This is a genomic window from Bradyrhizobium sp. SZCCHNR2028, assembly GCF_032380995.1.
Classification (GTDB): domain Bacteria; phylum Pseudomonadota; class Alphaproteobacteria; order Rhizobiales; family Xanthobacteraceae; genus Bradyrhizobium.
In genome coordinates, this window is record NZ_JAUHJF010000002.1 from 145,798 (window position 1) to 164,189 (window position 18,392).

Here is an 18,392-nt window from a genome sequence, read left to right on the forward strand (position 1 = left end):
TGGACGACATTGCGCGCGACGTGCGTCCGCCGTCCTCGACGCATGATCGGGCCGTCCAGCCCGCCTCAGATCAGCAAGGGCAGCTGTGCGTCCGCCCCGGCGTCATTCTGCTGCTGCAAGGATGACAGCGAAACGCCGAGGAGCCGCACCGGCTTCGGCAACGGCATCTCGCTCTGCAGGAGAGCAACGGACAACCGGGCAAGATCCTCGCGACTCCCGACCGCGTGGGCGACGGACCTGCTGCGCGTCATGATGTCGAAGTCGGCGAACTTGACCTTCAGCGTGACCGTCCGGCCTCGGTTGCCGCTGGTTTCACAATGCTGCCAGACCTTGTCGATCAGGGGCTGCAGCTCCGCCAACATCGGCTCGAATTCCGTCAGGTCCGTCGAGAAGGTGTTTTCGGCGCCGACGGATTTTCGGATGCGATTGGCTCGGACCGGGCGATTGTCGATTCCGCGCGAGATCCAATAGTAGTGGTTGCCCGCTTTGCCGAAGTGCTGCTGGAGGAAGGGCAGGGTCTGATTGCGGATGTCGAGGCCGGTATGAATTCCGAGCGCGTTGAATTTCGCAGCGGTCGCCGGGCCAATGCCGTGAAACCTGCCGACCGGCAGCCCCTCCACGAAGACCGGACCCATCTCCGGCGAAATGACGTATTGCCCATTGGGCTTGCGATGGTCCGAGGCCAGCTTGGCGAGGAACTTGTTGTAGGAGATTCCCGCGGAGGCATTGAGTCCGGTTTCGGCCTTGATCTTGGCCCGGATCTGCAACGCGATGTCGCGCGCCAGCGGAATGCCTCGCAGGTTTTCGGTGACGTCCAGATAGGCCTCGTCCAGCGACAGAGGTTCGATGATCGGCGTGTGCTCGGCGAAGATGGCACGGATCTGCTGGCTGATGGCCTTGTAGACCTCGAAGCGCGGCTTGACGAAGATCAGGTCCGGGCACTGGCGCTTTGCCGTCACCGACGGCATGGCCGAGCGCACGCCGAACGCCCGAGCCTCGTAGCTTGCGGCTGCCACGACGCCGCGCTCGCGCGATCCGCCGACGGCCACGGGTTTGCCGCGCAGCTCGGGATTGTCCCGCTGCTCGACCGACGCATAGAATGCATCCATGTCGATGTGGATGATCTTGCGAATGGCCGGCGGCGCGGCATCCTGTTCCGGACCGGAGCTTGGCATCGCCAAGCTCTATCAGAGCGTGGCGATGAAGTCTGCCCGGCCCGAGCGCTGCCTGCGACGTCCCTTTGACGGCGGCGTTGCGATGAGATCCGCCCGTCAGGCCTTCAAACGGCGGCTGGGGAAAAGCGCTCAGAAAAAGGGATGGCCTACGGTGATTGAAACGAAGCAGCGCAGCCGGGACCCGTTGTCAAAACGGGTCACGCCGCCGCGACCGAAATTCGTCTGGCCCGGCTGTGATGTTTGAGCTCACGTTTCTGGGGACCTCGGCGAGCGTTCCGTCCGCGGACCGCAATCATCCCGGCCTTCTCGTTCGAGCAGGCCGGGATCGCATTCTCGTCGATTGCGGCGAGGGGATCCAGCGTCAGCTGCTCCGCGGTGGGGCAGGCTTTCGGCGGCTCGATCGGATCCTGCTCACCCACGGCCATTTCGACCATGTCCTCGGCATTCCCGGACTGTTTTCCACCCTGCGGCTGCGCAGGAGCGCCGACATCATGCGCGTCCACGGCAGCCCCGGCACGCTCGATGTGGTGATCCGAATGCTCGCGGGGCTGTGGGGCGAGGGCCGCGCGCCGATCCCGCTTGAGTTCGTACCGCTCAGGCGCGGGGAGGTTCTCGACGCCGGTGAGTTTACGATCAACTGCTTTCCCGTCCGGCACCGCGACACCGACAGCTTCGGCTTCGAATTTGTGAGTCGAGCGCGCCGCCATCTGCTGCCAGAGCGTCTGGCAGCGCTCGCCGTGCCCGATGGGCCCGTGCGGAAGGCCTTGGCGGAGGGCCGGCCGGTCACGCTGGAGGATGGCCGAACCATCGATCCTGAGGATGTTCTGGGGCCTCCGCAGGGACCAAAGAAGCTCGTCATCGTCGGCGATGCGGAAACGACCGAGGGTCTGCACGAGCACGTCCGCGACGCGGACATGCTCGTGATCGAGGCGACCTTCCTCCGGCGCGATTCTGCCATGGCTCGCGACTACGGCCATCTGACGGCCGCGGAGGCCGCCGGGCTCGCGGCGTCGAGCAACGTCAGGCAGCTCGTCCTGAACCACATCTCCGGCCGCTATCCCGACGAGGAGATCCTCGCCGAGTCGCGGGAGATCTTTCCTGACAGCCGAGTCGCGATCGATTTCGACCGGATGGTGGTCTAGCGGCTCGTTCGGGCACGTCTGCTACGTCGCACCCGAGCCGCTCTGCAAACGGCTCTGGGCGAACGCGATGTACCAGTCGAGGCAACCGGGATTGGCCATCGCATCGCGGTTGATGACCTTGTCGAGGGGCTGCCCGAGCAGGAGCTTCTTGATCGGGAGCTCCTGCTTCTTGCCGGACAGCGTGCGCGGGATCTCGGCAACCGCGAAGATGTCGTCAGGCACGAAGCGTCGCGACAGGCCGGCTTCCACCGCCATGTTGATCTTCCGCTTCATCGCTGCATCGAGCGCGACGCCGTCGCGCAGGACCACGAACAGCGGCATGTAGCTGTCTCGGCCGAGATATTCGAGATCGACGACCAGCGAATCAAGGATCTCCGGTAGCGCTTCGATGGCCGAGTACAATTCGCTCGTCCCCATGCGCAGCCCGTGGCGATTGATGGTCGCGTCGCTACGGCCATAGATCACGCAGGAGCCGTCCGGATCGACCTTGAGCCAGTCGCCGTGCCGCCAGACCGGCCCGCCCTCGCGCGTCTCGAAGGCGTCGAAATAGCTTGCGAGATAGCGCACATTCCCCGCGTCGTTCCAGAACCGCAGTGGCATCGACGGCATCGGCGCGGTGCAGACGAGCTCTCCGACCTCGCCGATGACAGGCTTGCCCTGGTCGTTGAAGGCCTCGACCGCTGCGCCGAGGACGCGGCACTGCATCGTTCCGGGCACCTGCGGCAATTCGCGATTGCCGCCGATGAAGGCGCCGGCGAAGTCGGTGCCGCCCGAGATGTTGGCCCACCACATTTGCGCCTGCGCCCGGCAGCCATTGACCTGCGACAGCGCCGCGAACCGCTGATCGAACCAGGCCTGCGTGTCGGCGCTGAGCGGCGAGCCGGTGGACCCGAGGCAACGCAGATGGGACAGATCGCCCGCGTCGGCCAGGTTGATGTCCGCCTTGACGCAGCTCGCGAAGAACGCCGCGCCCGCGCCGAAGAAGGTGGATTTCGAATTCGCCACGAATCGCCACAGCGTGGTCCAGTCCGGACGATCCTTCGGTCCGGCGGGGCTGCCGTCGAAGATGCAGCACGTGGTCCCGTTCAGAAGCGCGCCCACCTGGTTGTTCCACATGATCCAGCCGGTCGAGCTGTACCAGTGATAGCGCTCGCCGAACGAATTTGGCTGATACGAGCAGCCGATGTCGTTGTGCAGCCCGAGCAGGGCGAGTGTGACGACGATGATGCCGCCGTGACCATGCACGATCGGCTTCGGCAGCCCGGTGGTGCCGCTCGAATAGACGATCCAGAGCGGATGATCGAACGGAAGCCACTCCGGTTCGAAGGCATCGATGCCAGGGCTTGTTCTTGCCAGAACGTCCGAGAGACGAACCCCGTCGCTCACCTGCGCGCCGGCATCGTCACTGTGCAGGATGACGTGACCGAGTGTCGGCAACGACCGGCGCAGCTCCTCGACGACACCGCGGCGATCGTGCCGGCGGCCGGCATAGGTGACCGCATCGCAGGCGATCAGCACCTTGGGTTCGATCTGCTTGAACCGGTCGATCACGGCGGGCGCGGCCATGTCGGGCGCGCAAACGCTCCAGATCGCGCCAATGCTCGCCGAAGCGAGAAACGCGATGATGGCTTCGGGTATATTGGGCAGATAGGCGGCGACCCTGTCGCCGGGCGCCACGCCTTGCTCGCGCAGATGCAGCGCCAGGGCGGCTGCCTTTCGCCGAAGCTCGGGCCAGGTCGTCTCCGTGAGCCTGCCGTCCTCGTGACTGCTGATGATCGCAGGCAGGCCCGCCGCATCGGCGGCGTCGACGTGACGAAAGACCTGCTGGGCGTAGTTGACCGAAGCGCCCGGAAACCAGACCGCTCCCGGCATCGTGCGCTTGCCGAGGACGGTCGAAAACGCGGACGGCGACTGCAGGTCATGATAGTCCCAGATGCTGCGCCAGAATCCGTCGAGGTCGCGGATGGACCATTGCCGCATCTGCTCGAAGTTCTCGAAGTGGAGGCCGCGATTGTCCCTCAGCCATTGCCGATAGAGAGCCATTTGCGGGACGTAGGGAGCTATCATCATTCGTTCCGGCTTGTTTGCATGGTACGGCCAGGAGACGCCAAGAGGCGCTCATTTCGACTTCTGCTTCCGCCGCTTGTAGAGCGCGTTGAAGCCCCCGGCCATGAAGGTCACGAACCGCTCGCGGACCGCGGCGAAATCGTCGGACTTGCACAGGCCGCCGGACAGGCGGTCGATCCGGCCGGTCCGTGACAGGATCAGCGAGTAGGCGCCGGAGGTGAACTGGAAGCTCCAGAACAGGTCCTCAGGCTTGGCGTCGGGCAACGCCTTCTGCAGCAGCCCGATGAGACGCAGCACCAGCGGATCGAGATAGGTGTCCATCATCTCCACGCCATAGCCCGGCGCGTTGGCGACCTGCGCGAAGATGCGGCCGAAGTGTCGCCAGTTGTCCTCTTCGTTGACGTAGACGTCGAACGCGCCGTCATAATAGGCACGCAGCGCGCCTTCAACGGTCGGACGATCTCCGACCTTGGCCTCGTAGGCATCCAGCCCGGCCGTGCGCACCGTGACCGCGTATTCCATGCGGCGTTCGAACACGGCATCGAACAACGCCCTCTTGCCCTCGAAGTAGTAATGGATCAGCGCAGGATGGATGCCCATCTTGTCCGCCACATCCTTGATCGTCACGCCGAAATAGCCGAGCTGCGCGAACAGCTCCTCGCTGGTGTCGAGGATCAGCTTCACCGTCGTCGCGCGCTGTTCCGCGCGCGTGCGGCGCCCTTCGGGTTTCGGCTCTGCTGGCATGCTCTCCGTGGTCCCTGATCGGCGCACACAGGAACGGCACCGTTGGTGTTTTGACGATGAGGGGGTGGGCGCGCCCGGTCAAGCAAGACTTCGGGCTTCCAACATTTTCATTTAGTGCTAAATGAATGAACTTGACCGGCGGCCGGCCGGACGGTAGGTCTCGGAGACCTGATGGAAGGCGGTCGACGATCGGGCGGCGGGCAGCGCGTCGCCAGTCTCGTCGTGCGCGGACATCATCAAAAACAATCGGCTGGCCATGGATCAGCCGCTCACGGGAGGACACATGACACGGATCAAGTCGACGGCGGCTGCCCTGCTGATGTTCGGCGTGGGCCTTTCAGCCCCGGCATCCGCTGAAAAGAAATACGACGTCGGCGCGACCGACACCGAGATCAAGATCGGCCAGACGAACCCGCTCAGCGGGCCGGCTTCCGCTTTCGGTGCCATCGGCAAGGCGGAGGCGGCCTATATCCGCATGATCAACGAGCAGGGCGGCGTCAACGGTCGCAAGATCAACCTTATTCAATACGATGACGCCTATAGCCCGCCGAAGACGGTCGAGCAGGTGCGCAAGCTGGTCGAAAGCGACGAGGTGCTGACCACGTTCCAGATCATCGGCACGCCGCCGAATGCCGCGGTCCAGAAATATCTGAACAGCAAGGGCGTTCCGCAGCTTCTGGCGGGAAGCGGAGCGTCCCGCTTCACAGATCCCAAGAACTTTCCGTGGACGATTTCCGCCAACCCGAACTACCAGTCGGAAGCGCACATCTACGCAAGATACATTCTGGAGAACTATCCGAACGCGAAGATCGGCATCCTCTATCAGAACGACGACCTCGGCAAAGACTACGTCAAGGGCCTGAAGGACGGGCTCGGCGCCAAGGCCGGCATGATCGTGAAGGAGCTGTCCTACGAGCTGTCCGACCCGACGGTCGATTCCCAGTTGGTGACGCTGAAGGCAGCGGGCGCCGACCTCTTCTACAACATGTCGACGCCGAAATTCGCGGCGCAATCGATCAGGAAGGCCGCCGAGCTCGGCTGGAAGCCCGTCCACATCCTGGAGGTCAACGCGACGGCGGTCGGTCAGGTGCTCGTGCCTGCGGGGCTCGAGCATGCCAAGGACATTATCTCGGTCGCCTACGGCAAGGATCCGCTCGATCCGCAATGGGCCGATGACGAGGGCATGAAACGCTACAAGGCGTTCATGGCGAAATACGCGCCCGGCGAGGACGCCAACAGCGGCTTTGCGACCTATGGCTACTCGACGGCCGCTCTGCTCGTCCACATTCTCAGGCAATGCGGCGACGAGCTGACGCGCGCCAACATCATGAAGCAGGCGACCAACATCAAGGGCTTCGTTCCCGATCTCGGGCTGCCGGGAATGTCGGTGACGACGACCCCCGATGACTACCGCATCAGCAAGCAATTCCAGATGATGAAATTCGATGGTCAGCGCTGGATCATATCGGGGCCGATCCTGACCGACGACTTCAAGGCGGACTGAAGCTTCTCACCGGGCCACGGCCTGATCGGGCGCTGCTTGTGCGCCCGGCCATCCCGCGGCCTCTGCTTTGCCGTCACGGTGCCGCGGCGAAGGCCGGTGGCCGAAAGCTGACCCCTGTCCATCGGAGCGCCCGCTCATGACCAGTGAAGCCGTCTGCCGCCGTCGCGGCTTCGATCCTGCGGCGCTTGCGGCGATCGGCCCGGAACTCGCCGCATTCGTCGATCGCGGCGAACTCGCCGGCATCGTGTCTCTCACCTCGCGCGGCGGCGAGATCGTTCATGCCGAGACGATCGGCTGGCGCGATGTCGAAACCAAGAGCCCGATGCGCCCGGATACGTTGTTCCGGATCGCGTCGATGACCAAGCCGATCACCTCGGTGGCGGCGATGATGCTGGTCGAGGAAGGCAGGATCGCCTTGGCGGACCCGATCTCCCGGTGGATTCCAGAACTGGCCGATCTGCGGGTCCTGCGTGACGCCGCCGGCCCGCTCGACGATACCGTGCCCGCCCGGCGCGCGATCACCGTCGAGGATCTGCTCACGCACCGTTCGGGCATCGCCTATGCGTTCTTCTCGGAAGGCCCGCTCAAGCTCGCCTATGAGCGCGCGCTCGGTGATCCCGCGATGAACCGGTCCACGCCCGACGAATGGCTCGCTGCGCTTGGCACGCTGCCGCTGGCGTATCAGCCCGGCGACCGCTTCCACTACGGTCATTCGACCGACGTGCTCGGCTTCCTGATCGGCCGGGTCGAAGGCAGGCCGTTCCGGCAGGTGCTGCAGGAGCGCATCTTCGCGCCGCTCGGCATGGCCGACAGCGATTTCTGGTTGCCGCACGCCAAGCGAGATCGTCTGGCGAGCCTGTACGGATATGACGAGACGGCGGGGCGGCTCGCGAAGGTCGAGCCGGTCATGTATGACGAGCCGCCGGCCTATACGCCGGGCGGCGGCGGGTTGATCTCGTCCGCGCCCGACTATCATCGGTTCGCGCGCATGCTGCTGAGAGGAGGCGAGCTGGACGGCGTCAGGTTGCTGCGGCCCGCAACCGTGGAGCTGATGCGGACCAATCGGCTGACCGATGGGCAGCGCCAGATTCCCTTCGCCGGCATGCCGCTGTGGCAGACCTGCGGATTTGGGCTCGGACTTGCGATCGCCGAGGATTCCACCGGCAATCCCTATGCCTGTGGCGCACCGGGCTCGCTGACCTGGCCGGGCATCTTCGGCACCTGGTGGCAGGCCGATCCCGTCAATGACCTGATCATGATCTATCTGATTCAGCATCAAGTGCCGGTCTCGGCGGGGACAGGGGCCACGATTGCCACCGGGCGCGGCGCTGCCGGCCGCCGTGCTCTTCCCGTCTATCAGCGTGGAACCTACGCCGCGTTGTCCCACATTGTGGAACAAGCGACATGACCGGGGCAGCGCTTGTCACCCCCGCGTGTCGGGCGGATTCGTCCAGGATGTGGACGCCAACATTCCGCCGAATGAAACGTCCGATCAGCGGCGAGCCGCCTTTCCTCACATTGCCGGAGCGGCAACATGCGTTCATGTCATGCCGAGCTTGTCATCCGGCCGTTATTCTGCTCAGTGCTTCTTCAAATTGCGCGATCATGCGCATCGATCGACTGAAGTCGACAGCCCGCGAGGAAACAAGACTATGCGCAAGTTAACTTTGGCCATTGCCCTGATCGTCCCGATGCTCGGTCACGCCGCGCAAGCCGAGGACACCGTCAAGATCGGCTATATCGATCCGCTGTCCGGCGGCGGCGCCAGTATCGGCGAGGGGGGCCTGAAGACGTTCCAGTATCTGGCCGACGAGCTCAACGCCAAGGGCGGCATTCTCGGCCATAAGGTCGAGATCGTGCCGTTCGACAATAAGACCAATCCGCAAGAGAGCCTGGTCCAGGCCCAGAAGGCGATCGACGCCGGCGTCCGCTACATCACGCAAGGCAACGGATCGTCCGTCGGGCTCGCGCTGGAGGATTTCGTCAACAAGCACAACACGCGCAACCCCGGCAAGGAAGTGCTGTACTTCAACTATGCCGCCGTCGACCCGAGCATGACCAACGAGAAATGCAGCTACTGGCATTTCCGCTGGGACGCCAGCTCGGACATCAAGATGGAGGCGCTCACCAACTACATGAAGGACATCCCTTCCATCAAGAAGGTGTATCTGATCAATCAGGACTATTCTTTCGGCCAGTCGGTCCGCAGCGACGCGCGCAAGATGCTCGCGGCGAAGCGGCCCGATGTCCAGATCGTCGGCGACGAGCTGCATCCGCTGCTGAAGATCACGGACTTCTCGCCCTACATTGCCAAGATCAAGGCGTCCGGCGCCGACAGCGTCATCACCGGCAATTGGGGCCAGGACATCGCGCTGCTGCTCAAGGCCGCCGCCGATGCCGGCCTGAAGGTCAACTGGTACACCTATTATGCGGGCGGCGCCGGCGGCCCGACCGCCATCAAGCAGACGGGCCTGGATCATCAGGTCTTCCAACTGACCGAAGGCTTCGCCAATTCGGGCCATCAGGCCGCGATGGACTACGAGAAGGCGTTCCGCGCCAAGGTCAACATGTCGCTGTGGTACCCGCGCGCGGTCAACGAGATGCGCATGTTCAAGGCGGCGGCCGAGAAGGCCAACTCCATCGACCCGGTGAAGGTCGCGGCCGCGCTCGAGGACCTCAAGCTCGAGGTGCTGGATGGCGGCACCGGCTTCATGCGCAAGGATGATCACCAGTTCTTGCAGCCGATCTACGTCTCGTCCTTCGGCAAGCTCGCGGCGAACGAGACGTTCGACGAGGAGAACACCGGCTGGGGATGGCACCTGGTCTCCAGGGTCGATACGCCCCAGGCCATGGTGTCGACGACGTGCAAGATGGCGCGTCCGTAACGATCCGCGCCGGCTTCCCGCACGAGGTCAGCGTGCGGGAAGTGGCGCCGGCCGTGCGTCGGTCCGTCAGAGAATGAGCGGCAGGGCATTGAAGCCCGGGACATTCGCGAGTGCGCCGTGCTTGAACTCATCGTCATTTCGACCCTCAACGGCGTGCTGTTCGGCATGCTGCTGTTCCTGCTGTCGAGCGGGCTGACCGTCATCTTCAGCATGATGGGGGTGCTCAATTTTGCTCACGCCAGCTTCTACATGCTCGGCGCCTTCTTCGGCTTCCAGCTCACGAAGTGGGTCGGCTTCTGGCCGGCCCTGCTGCTCGCGCCGCTGCTGGTCGGGGCCATCGGCATGGCGGTCGAGCGCTATGGTCTGCGCAACACGCACAAGCATGGCCACGTCGCCGAGCTGCTGCTGACCTTCGGCCTCGCATTCGCCATCGAGGAGATCGTCTCGATGATATGGGGCAGGACCCCGCTCGACTATCGCGTGCCGGCGCTGCTGGACTTTCCCGCGTTCACGATCTTCTCGACCAACTATCCGGCGTACAAGCTTTTCATGCTGGCGGTATCGGTGACGATCTTCGTGGTGCTCCTGATCGTGCTCAAGCGCACCCGGGTCGGCCTGATCGTGCAGGCGGCGTTGACCCATCCCCACATGGTGGGCCATCTCGGCCACAATGTCGGACGCGTGTTCATGGTGGTGTTCGGGGTCGGCAGCGCGCTGGCCGGCCTTGCCGGCGTCATCGCCGGTCCCGCCTTGGTCACGCAATCCGACATGGCCGCCGCGCTCGGGCCGATCCTGTTCGTGGTGATCGTGTTCGGCGGCCTCGGCTCGCTGCCGGGCGCCTTCATCGCCTCGCTGGTGATCGGCCTGGTGCAGACCTTCGCCGTCGCGTTGAACGGCTCGCTGGCGAGCGCCTTCGGACCGCTCGATCCCTCCGCAGGGCCATCGGTGCTCACCGACATCTGGAACGTGACGATCGCGCAGGTCGCGCCGATCGTTCCCTACCTGCTGCTGGTGCTCGTCCTGATCGTGCGCCCCGTGGGCCTGATGGGGACTCGCGAATCATGACCGCAGCAGTCACCTCCGCGTCTCATCTCGCGGCAAAGCCCGCCGGCTCCCGTCTCCGCTTCTACGCCGTCTGGCTGATCGGCGTGGCCGTGCTGATCGTGCTGCCGCTGCTCTTCAATTCGGGCGGATCGCTGACCTCGTTCAGCCTGATCGGGATCGCGATCGTGTTCGCGCTCTCCTACAACGTCCTTCTCGGTCAGACCGGATTGCTGTCGTTCGGCCACGCGGTTCATTACGGCCTCGGCGGCTTCGCGGCCTGTCACATGATGAACGCGGTGGTGGCGCATGGCTGGCCGATTCCGCTGCCCTTCATTCCGCTGTTCGGCGGGCTGGGCGGCCTCGCCTTCGCGATCATCCTCGGCTGGGTCATGACCAAGCGCGCCGGCACGGTGTTTGCGATGATCTCGCTCGGCATCGGCGAGCTCGTGGCGTCGTCGTCGCTGATCCTGCGCTCGGTGTTCGGCGGCGAAGCCGGCATCACCACCGACCGCACCGCTCTGCCACGCATGTTCGGCTGGACCTTCGGCCCGCAGCTGCAGGTGTATTACCTGATCGCGGCCTGGCTGGTGCTGTCGGCAATCGCGATGTATGCGCTGACCCGGACGCCCCTGGGACGGATCAGCAATGCGGTGCGCGACAATCCCGAACGGGTCCAGTTCATCGGCTATGATCCGCACGTCGTCCGCTATCTCGCTTATTGTTTTGCCGGGTTCTTCGCCGGCATCGCGGGCGGACTCGCGGCCATCAGCTTCGAGATCGCGAATTCCGCCTATCTCGGTGCAATCCAGTCGGGCCTGGTGCTGTTCGCGACCTTCATCGGCGGGACGGCCTACTTCTTCGGTCCGATCCTCGGCGCGATCCTGGTGACCTATCTCCAGCTCGGGCTGACGAGCCTCACCAGCGTATGGCAGCTCTATTTCGGCATCATCTTCATCGGCATCGTCATGTTCTCACCCGGGGGCATTGCCGGTCTGCTGATGATGCACCGGCCGCTGGTCCGTGCCGGAACGCTCGGAATGGTGATCCCGTCCTATCTCGTGGCCATCGTGCCGACCGCGGCGCTCGCCTACGGCGTCATCCTGACCATCGAGACGGTCGCGCGCTATTCGGGTGGTGACGCCATCAACCTGTTCGGCATGGCCTTGAATCCGCAGTCGCCGGCGACATGGGGCGCCGCCGCGATTCTGCTGGTCGCCGGCTTCGTCGTCGGGCGGTGGACGTGGCAGCGGATCGCCGAAGCCTGGGACAGGGCCGCCACCGTGGCGCGTGACCGGGGGTATCTGGCATGACCGCAGCGATCGAAGTTCGTGCCGTCGAAAAGCGCTTCGGCAATGTCGGCGTGATCCGCGACCTCAATCTCAGCGTCACCAAGGGCGAGCGCCACGCCATCATCGGCCCGAACGGCGCCGGCAAGTCCACGACGTTCAACCTGATCAGCGGACACATCAAGCCGACCTCCGGCGAGGTGAGGCTGAACGGCGAGGTCATCTCGGGCCTGCGGCCGTTCGAGATCAATCGGCGCGGCCTGTCGCGCTCGTTCCAGGTCACCAACGTGTTCGCCCGCATGACCGTGTGGGAGAACGTCCGGTGCGCCGTGCTGTGGGCGACCGGGCATCGCTACGCGTTCTGGAAGAACGTCGACAGTCTCCCGGAGGTGCGGGAGCGGACCGCCCAGATTCTCGACGACATCCATCTCACGCATCGGCGTGACGTTCCCGCGGGATTGTTGACCTATGCTGAGCAGCGCGAGCTGGAGATCGGGGTCACCATTGCGAGCGGTGCGACGGTCGTCATGCTCGACGAGCCGACGGCCGGAATGAGCCACGCGGAAACCGAGCGCGCCGTGTCGTTGATCCGCCGGCTCACCGAGGGACGGACGCTGGTGATCGTCGAGCACGACATGAGCGTCGTGTTCGGCCTCGCCGATCGCATCTCGGTGCTGGTCTACGGCCACATCATCGCGTCGGGCACGCCGGAGGAGATCCGTCGCGACCCGAAGGTGAAGGAAGCCTATCTCGGCGAGGAGGCCCACTGATGCTCGAAGTCAGGAACCTCCACGCTTACTACGGCAAGAGCCATATTCTGCAGGGCGTCGACCTCGACGTCGCCGCCGGCGAAGTCGTGAGCCTGCTCGGCCGCAACGGCGTCGGCCGCTCGACCACCGTGAAGGCGATCATGGGCGAGGTCAGTCCGCAGGGGACGATCCGCTTCAAGGGCCGGGACATTGCCGGCTTGCCCAGCTACAAGATCGCGCGCCTTGGGCTCGGCTATGTGCCCGAACATCGCGATATCTTCCCGAGCCTCACCGTCCGGCAAAACCTCGTGCTCGGCATCAAGGACACGCGGCGGCCGGGGAAGTGGCGCCTTCAGGACATGCTCGACATGTTTCCCAATCTCGCGGCGCGCGCCGATACGCCGGCCGGCGTCTTGTCGGGCGGCGAGAAGCAGATGCTGACCACCTGCCGGACGCTGATGGGCGACCCCGACCTCATCATGATCGACGAGCCGACCGAAGGTCTGGCGCCGCTGATCGTGCAGCAGGTCGGCGATCTGATCGCCCGGATCGCAGCGGCGGGCGTCGCGATCCTGCTGGTCGAGCAGAAGCTCTCGATCGCCATGCGGATCTCGAAGCGCGTCTACGTCATGGGCCATGGCCGTGTCGTGTTCGAAGGAACGCCGGATCAGCTCAAGGCCAACACCGCGGTCCGGCAGGAGTGGCTCGAAGTGTGAGGTGCGCGGACTGCGGGCACGCGTTCGCCGATGCAGCTCGGGCAGAAGTGCAACAGACATCCTGCCGTGCCCGAATCCATCAGTTCAGGTCTGAGGCAATGGATGTCGCAGCATGCGGTGCGGAAACGCGGCGTGGCGCTCGCGCAGCCTCAGGGCAACGAGGCGCGCGATGCAGATCGACGCCGTCGCGATCGCGATGCCGGCGATCATGTCGACGAGGAAATGTCCGCCGCCGATCGGGGTCGAGAGCAGCATCGCGCCGTGGATCAGGACATTGAACGGTCGCAACCAGCGCAATGACCACAATGCCCAGCCGTCGAGGACCGCGGCCGCCGCGTGAAAGCTCGGAAAGGTCACGATCCCCGCGAGATGGCTGGTGTCCAATAGGCGCAGCGTCCCGTCGCGAACCAAGGGCACCTCGCGCGCCGTGTCGAAATAGGCTTGGGGAATGAGGTTTGCGTAGGCCGACGGTGGTAGCTCCAGAGCGTGGTACACGCCGAGTGCAGGAACAAACAAGGTGATGATGCATGTCAGCGCCAGCGTCAGGCTGATCGCGAGGTTGAACTCTGCAAACCGGCGATAGTGGCCCAACAAGGGAAGGGCCACGACGATGATGCAGATCGTCCAGGAAATGGATCGATAGCCGAACGCGAGGGTCAAGACGGCCCACGGACGGTCATTGACGAACGACAAGTACTCGCGAAAGTCGAAGCCGAGGGCGCGATCGAGGGCGAGCAGGTTGGCGTCCTGAAGCGGCAGGTTGGCGGCCGTCGCAATGTAGGACAGTGATGCCAGCACGGTGGATGCCAGTGTGGTCTGGGCCATCCCGGTCAGGAATGAGAACATCCAGGGTTTGGCACGCTGGGCCGACCGTGCATTGGCGTAGCCGATGAGGCCATAGGCGGCCGATGTCGACAGCACGACGACGTAGCCGATTGGTTCGATGCGAAAGTCCGTAAAGATCAGGCACAGTCCGAACAGCACCCAAAGTGCTGTCATGACAGCCCAGTTGAACCGGAACACGGCCCAGGCCGTCGCTGCATCCCCGCTGTCATGCGCCCGTTGCAAGACGCTCTTTGTCCAGGCGAGCCAGCGGCGGCTGAGATCAGGCAATAGACCACCGGCGGCGGTGTCCGACATTGTCGTCCGCTCTCACGTTTCAATGGATTTCGACTTGTTTCCCGTCGGTGTCTTGTTACGGCCAATCAGGCCAACAAATCAACCTTTGCGGGTAAAATACGGAGATACCGTGATGAGATGCTTAACTGAACGTAGCCTGGAATCCTGTATCGGTTGTGTCGAGACCGCATTCATGTCCGGAAAACGAAGCCGCTTTCGTGTCGACACAGCCCTCGTGTAAAGGGTCTTCACCATTCATCATGGGAAGCCACCCGTGGTAGTGCTGTCGTATGCGCCGCAGCTCGCAGGCCGGCTTGCGGGAGGGCCGGTCGCCGCGGTCGCTGTCCGTGCAGCCGTCTTCCGTCCGATCGCCCCGTCGCGATGTCGCGTGCGATCACAGTTTCTGGCGGCCGTAGATCAGGAGCATCAGGATGATCACGGCGCCGTAGATCAGCTGGCGGCCGGCCTCGCTGATCTGCATCACCGACAGGATCGATTGTAGCAGGGTGATCAGCACGACGCCGGCGACGGTGCCGAGATAGCTGCCGCGGCCGCCGAGAATGTGCGTGCCGCCGAGCACGACGGCGGCGATCGAGGGCAGCAAATAGGCGTCGCCCATCGACTGCGCTGCCTTCGAGGCATAGCCCGCGAGCAGCACGCCGCCGAAGGCGGAGAGGGCGCCCGACAGCGCGAACGCCAGCATGGTGATGCGGCGTGTATCGATCCCTGAGAGATAGGCGGCGCGCTCGCGGTTGCCGATGGCGTAGATGGCGCGGCCGAACGTGGTCCGCGACAGCAGCCAGATTGCTGCGCCGCCGATGATCGCCCAGACCAGCACCGCGTTCGGAACGCCGGGAACAATGGTGCCGGTGGCGAGATAGCGCATCGCCTTGGAGGCGGAATCCTGCGGCGCGAAGCCGCCGGTGTAGGCGACCATCAGCCCTTGCGCGACCGCGTTGGTCGCCAGCGTGATGATCATCGAGGGGATGCGCAGATAGGCGACACCGACGCCGTTCAACAGACCGATGGCGGCGCCGCAGAGAATGCCGCAGGGAATCGCGATGATGGCGCCGGTCGTGCCATGAGCGGCCGCCGCGCAGGCCATCATCGCACCGGTCGTAACGACCCACGGCACCGACAGATCGATCTGGCCGAGCAGGATCACCAGCATCATCCCGGTGGCGATCACGCCCAGGAAGCTCGCGACCTTCAACTGCTGCAGCAGATAGTCCGGCGACAGGAAGCTGCGCGAATAGAGACTGCCCACGAGCAGCAACAGCAAGATGCAGCCAAAGGAGGCGGCCACCGCCGGATCGATCCGGCGCAGCATGGCGATCCCCCGACGGGCCGGTTGTGATGCCGTTGCGTCGCTCATCCGAACCACTCCAGGCGATTGCGCACCCGCACCAGGCCGAACGCTCCGATCGAGACCGCGAGCATCAGCACGAGGCCCTGGAATAGCGGCTGCCACAGCGGATCGAAATCGAACACGAACAGGAGATCGCCGATGGTGCGGAACGCGAGGGCGCCGAAGATCGCCCCGATCGCGCTGCCGCGTCCGCCCATCAGCGACACGCCGCCGAGCACCACGGCCGCGATCGAGAACAGCGTGTAGGCGTTGCCGCTCGCATAGGCGGCCTCGCCGGTATACGAAAAGAACGTCAGGAACAGGCCGCCGATCGCCGACAACAGGCCGGCCAAGGTATAGGCGACAAACTTGGCCGCGCGGATCGGCGCGCCGGACATGTAGGCTGCGACCTCGGAGGAGCCGGTCGCGAACGCGGCGCGGCCGACGACCGAGCGGCTATAGGGCACCCAGATCAGCAGCGCCGTCACAGCCAGAACCACGAGACTCGTGGGCAGCACGCCGAACAGCCTGCCGGTCAGGGCATCCGCCAGCGTCTCGTTGACGGATCCGCCGGGATTGGGTCGCAGGAACAGCGCGAGCCCGTAATACATCGCGCCCGTGGCGATCGTGGTCACGATCGGTTGCAAACGCCCGAAGATCACGATCGCACCGTTGATCATGCCGCAGACGATGCCGGTGCCGAGCACGCCGGCCACGCCGAGCGCCGTCTCGGTGGCGGTTCCGACCACGATCCAGGACGCGAGGCAGTTGGTCAGGGTCAGGATCATGCCGACGGACAGATCGATGCCGGCGGTGATGACCACGATCGCCTGCGCCATGGCGACGAAGGCCAGCAGCGTCGCCTTGTTGGCGGCGGTCTGCACCATGTTGGCGCTGAAGCCGGCCGGATGATTGGTCGCATAGAGCACGAACATCGCGACGAAGATCCCGATCGCGAGCAGGGTGCCGCGCTGTTCGGAGAGCCAGTACCGCCACTCGGTCATGCCAGACTCGCTTCCGCTCGCTCGCCCTCGTCGACGTTGAGCGCGCTGCTGACCAGCGCACGTTCGGTGATCTCGGCGCCCGCGAGCTCGCGCCTGATCGCGCCATCGTACATCACCAGCACGCGGTCGCAGCAGCCGATCAGCTCGTCATAGTCGGTCGAATAGAGCAGGATCGCGGCGCCCTCGTCGGCAAGCCGGCGCAGCAGCCGGTAGATCTCCTGCTTGGTGCCGACATCGATGCCGCGCGTCGGATCATTGAGCAGGATGATGCGCGGCTTGTTCATCAGCCATTTCGCGATCACGACCTTCTGCTGGTTGCCGCCGGAGAGCGCGCTGACGGCGAGATCGGGGGAGGCGGTCTTGATCTCGATCAGGCGGATCATCTCGTCGATCAGCGTCGATTGCCGCTGCTGGTCGATGATGCCGAATGTCGCGAACCGGTCGAAGGCGGCAGCCGAGAGATTGTCGCGCACCGACATCGGCAGCATCAGTCCTTCGGTCTTGCGGTCCTCCGGAATGAGCGCGAGGCCGATGCGCTCCGACTTGGCGGTGACGGGGCTGTCGATCGTCACCTTGTTGCCGTCGATCAGAATGTCGCCGCGACAGTCCCGCAGCACGCCGAACAGCGCCAGCAGCAGCTCGCGCTGGCCCTGGCCGTCGAGCCCGCCGAGACCGATGATCTCGCCGGCCTGCAGCGAGAACGAGATGTCCTTCAGCCGGTCGCCCCAACTGATGCTCCTGCATTGCAGCGCTGGCGGCCGGCCATCGATTTTCCGCGGCGGCTTTTCCGGGAAGGCATGCTTGTACTCACGGCCGATCATGAGCTCGATCACTTCGGCATCCGTTTTGGTACCGGCCGGGAAAGTCGCGATGCGGCGGCCGTTGCGGAACACGCTGCAGTCGTCGGCGAGCTCGGCGATCTCGTGCATGCGATGGGAGATGTAGAGCAGCGCCAGCCCCTCGCTGCGCAGGCGCTTCAGCACCTTGAACACCTTGGTCACGTCGGAAGCGGTCAGCGCCGAGGTTGCCTCGTCGAGGATCAGGATCTTGGGCTGCCGCGACAGCGCTTTCGCGATCTCGACCATCTGCCGGCGCGACAGCGGCAGGTCCTTCACCAGCGCACGCGGATGAATGTCGCCGGCGCCGGCGCGGTGCAGCGCCTCCTCTGCAAGTCGACGCTGGGCCCGCCGATCGATCATTCCGAATCGCGTCGGCGGATGAGAGATCATGATGTTGTCCGCGACCGACAGGTCGGGAATCAGCGACAGCTCCTGGAAGATGCAGACGACGCCGGCATCGTTTGCCGCGGAAGGACCGGTGAAGGCGACCTCGCGTCCCGCAAGCGTCATGCGGCCTTCGTCCGGCGTGACCACGCCGACCATGAGCTTGATCAGCGTCGACTTGCCGGCGCCGTTCTCGCCGAGAATCGCGTGGATGCGGCCGGGATGGACCTCCAGGTCCGCACCGTCGAGAGCGATCACGCCGCCGTAGCGCTTGGACAGTCCTTCGGCGCGAAACAGCGGCTCGGCCGCGATCATGCTTGCTCCCTCAGTCGCTTGAGCAATAGGGACAGGCTGGCCGCGAGAGAACTCGCGGACCAGCAATCACA

General features: G+C 64.6%; 16 protein-coding genes. 9 read left to right on the forward strand and 7 right to left on the reverse strand.

Translation table 11 applies throughout. The features are described 5' to 3' along the window. Positions 1-65: 65 nt before the first annotated feature. Complete coding sequence (gene dinB / locus QX121_RS03835; protein ID WP_315771327.1) at positions 66-1,175, reverse strand: DNA polymerase IV; 1,110 nt, start codon at positions 1,173-1,175, stop codon at positions 66-68. On the opposite strand from dinB, the gene QX121_RS03840 reads away from it, so the two are divergent. Both QX121_RS03840 and QX121_RS03845 read left to right on the forward strand, forming a co-directional pair. Beyond that, a complete protein-coding gene (locus tag QX121_RS03840) occupies positions 1,108-1,419 on the forward strand; it encodes a hypothetical protein (RefSeq protein WP_315811425.1) in 312 nt (103 codons plus the stop codon). The genes dinB and QX121_RS03840 overlap by 68 nt on opposite strands. Then, a complete protein-coding gene (locus QX121_RS03845; protein WP_315811210.1) occupies positions 1,412-2,317 on the forward strand; it encodes a ribonuclease Z in 906 nt (301 codons plus the stop codon). The genes QX121_RS03840 and QX121_RS03845 overlap by 8 nt, the downstream gene beginning before the upstream one ends. Positions 2,318-2,338: 21 nt before the next feature. Here QX121_RS03845 and QX121_RS03850 read toward each other — a convergent pair whose 3' ends face one another. Both QX121_RS03850 and QX121_RS03855 read right to left on the reverse strand, forming a co-directional pair. After that, a complete protein-coding gene (locus tag QX121_RS03850) occupies positions 2,339-4,384 on the reverse strand; it encodes an acetoacetate--CoA ligase (RefSeq protein ID WP_315811211.1) in 2,046 nt (681 codons plus the stop codon). A 51-nt stretch (positions 4,385-4,435) separates the two neighbouring features. Further along, positions 4,436-5,128 (reverse strand): TetR/AcrR family transcriptional regulator, encoded by a 693-nt coding sequence (locus QX121_RS03855; RefSeq protein ID WP_315771333.1) that lies wholly within the window; start codon positions 5,126-5,128, stop codon positions 4,436-4,438. Positions 5,129-5,411: 283 nt separating this feature from the next. Here QX121_RS03855 and QX121_RS03860 point away from each other — a divergent pair, with 283 nt between their 5' ends. The 7 genes from QX121_RS03860 to QX121_RS03890 all read left to right on the forward strand — a co-directional run bounded on the left by QX121_RS03860 (position 5,412) and on the right by QX121_RS03890 (position 13,312). Continuing rightward, the gene (locus tag QX121_RS03860) at positions 5,412-6,632 is read left to right on the forward strand and encodes an ABC transporter substrate-binding protein (protein WP_315811212.1); all 1,221 of its coding nucleotides are present in this window, start codon (positions 5,412-5,414) and stop codon (positions 6,630-6,632) included. Positions 6,633-6,768: 136 nt separating this feature from the next. Continuing rightward, on the forward strand, positions 6,769-8,040 hold the full coding sequence (locus QX121_RS03865) for a serine hydrolase domain-containing protein (protein WP_315811213.1): 1,272 nt from the start codon (positions 6,769-6,771) through the stop codon (positions 8,038-8,040). A 244-nt stretch (positions 8,041-8,284) separates the two neighbouring features. Then, positions 8,285-9,517 carry a branched-chain amino acid ABC transporter substrate-binding protein gene (locus tag QX121_RS03870; protein WP_315754896.1) on the forward strand — a complete coding sequence of 411 codons (1,233 nt, stop codon included), beginning with the start codon at positions 8,285-8,287 and terminating at the stop codon, positions 9,515-9,517. Between the two features lie 117 nt (positions 9,518-9,634). Continuing rightward, positions 9,635-10,582, forward strand: a complete 948-nt coding sequence (locus tag QX121_RS03875; protein ID WP_315736674.1) for a branched-chain amino acid ABC transporter permease — start codon at positions 9,635-9,637, stop codon at positions 10,580-10,582. Beyond that, the gene (locus QX121_RS03880; protein WP_315778913.1) at positions 10,579-11,871 is read left to right on the forward strand and encodes a branched-chain amino acid ABC transporter permease; all 1,293 of its coding nucleotides are present in this window, start codon (positions 10,579-10,581) and stop codon (positions 11,869-11,871) included. Before QX121_RS03875 ends, QX121_RS03880 begins: the two co-directional genes overlap by 4 nt. After that, on the forward strand, positions 11,868-12,617 hold the full coding sequence (locus QX121_RS03885) for an ABC transporter ATP-binding protein (protein WP_315811214.1): 750 nt from the start codon (positions 11,868-11,870) through the stop codon (positions 12,615-12,617). The genes QX121_RS03880 and QX121_RS03885 overlap by 4 nt, the downstream gene beginning before the upstream one ends. Then, a complete protein-coding gene (locus QX121_RS03890; protein WP_315713534.1) occupies positions 12,617-13,312 on the forward strand; it encodes an ABC transporter ATP-binding protein in 696 nt (231 codons plus the stop codon). Before QX121_RS03885 ends, QX121_RS03890 begins: the two co-directional genes overlap by 1 nt. A gap of 84 nt (positions 13,313-13,396) precedes the next feature. On the opposite strand, the gene QX121_RS03895 is transcribed toward QX121_RS03890, so the two are convergent. The 4 genes from QX121_RS03895 to QX121_RS03910 all read right to left on the reverse strand — a co-directional run bounded on the left by QX121_RS03895 (position 13,397) and on the right by QX121_RS03910 (position 18,321). Next, entirely contained in the window at positions 13,397-14,452 is a 1,056-nt protein-coding gene (locus QX121_RS03895) for a phosphatase PAP2 family protein (protein ID WP_315736678.1), read from the reverse strand. 373 nt (positions 14,453-14,825) lie between these two features. Beyond that, a complete protein-coding gene (locus QX121_RS03900) occupies positions 14,826-15,806 on the reverse strand; it encodes an ABC transporter permease (RefSeq protein WP_315811215.1) in 981 nt (326 codons plus the stop codon). Then, positions 15,803-16,783 carry an ABC transporter permease gene (locus QX121_RS03905; protein WP_315754908.1) on the reverse strand — a complete coding sequence of 327 codons (981 nt, stop codon included), beginning with the start codon at positions 16,781-16,783 and terminating at the stop codon, positions 15,803-15,805. The genes QX121_RS03900 and QX121_RS03905 overlap by 4 nt, the downstream gene beginning before the upstream one ends. Continuing rightward, a complete protein-coding gene (locus QX121_RS03910; protein WP_315811216.1) occupies positions 16,780-18,321 on the reverse strand; it encodes a sugar ABC transporter ATP-binding protein in 1,542 nt (513 codons plus the stop codon). Before QX121_RS03910 ends, QX121_RS03905 begins: the two co-directional genes overlap by 4 nt. Between the last annotated feature and the right edge of the window lie 71 nt (positions 18,322-18,392).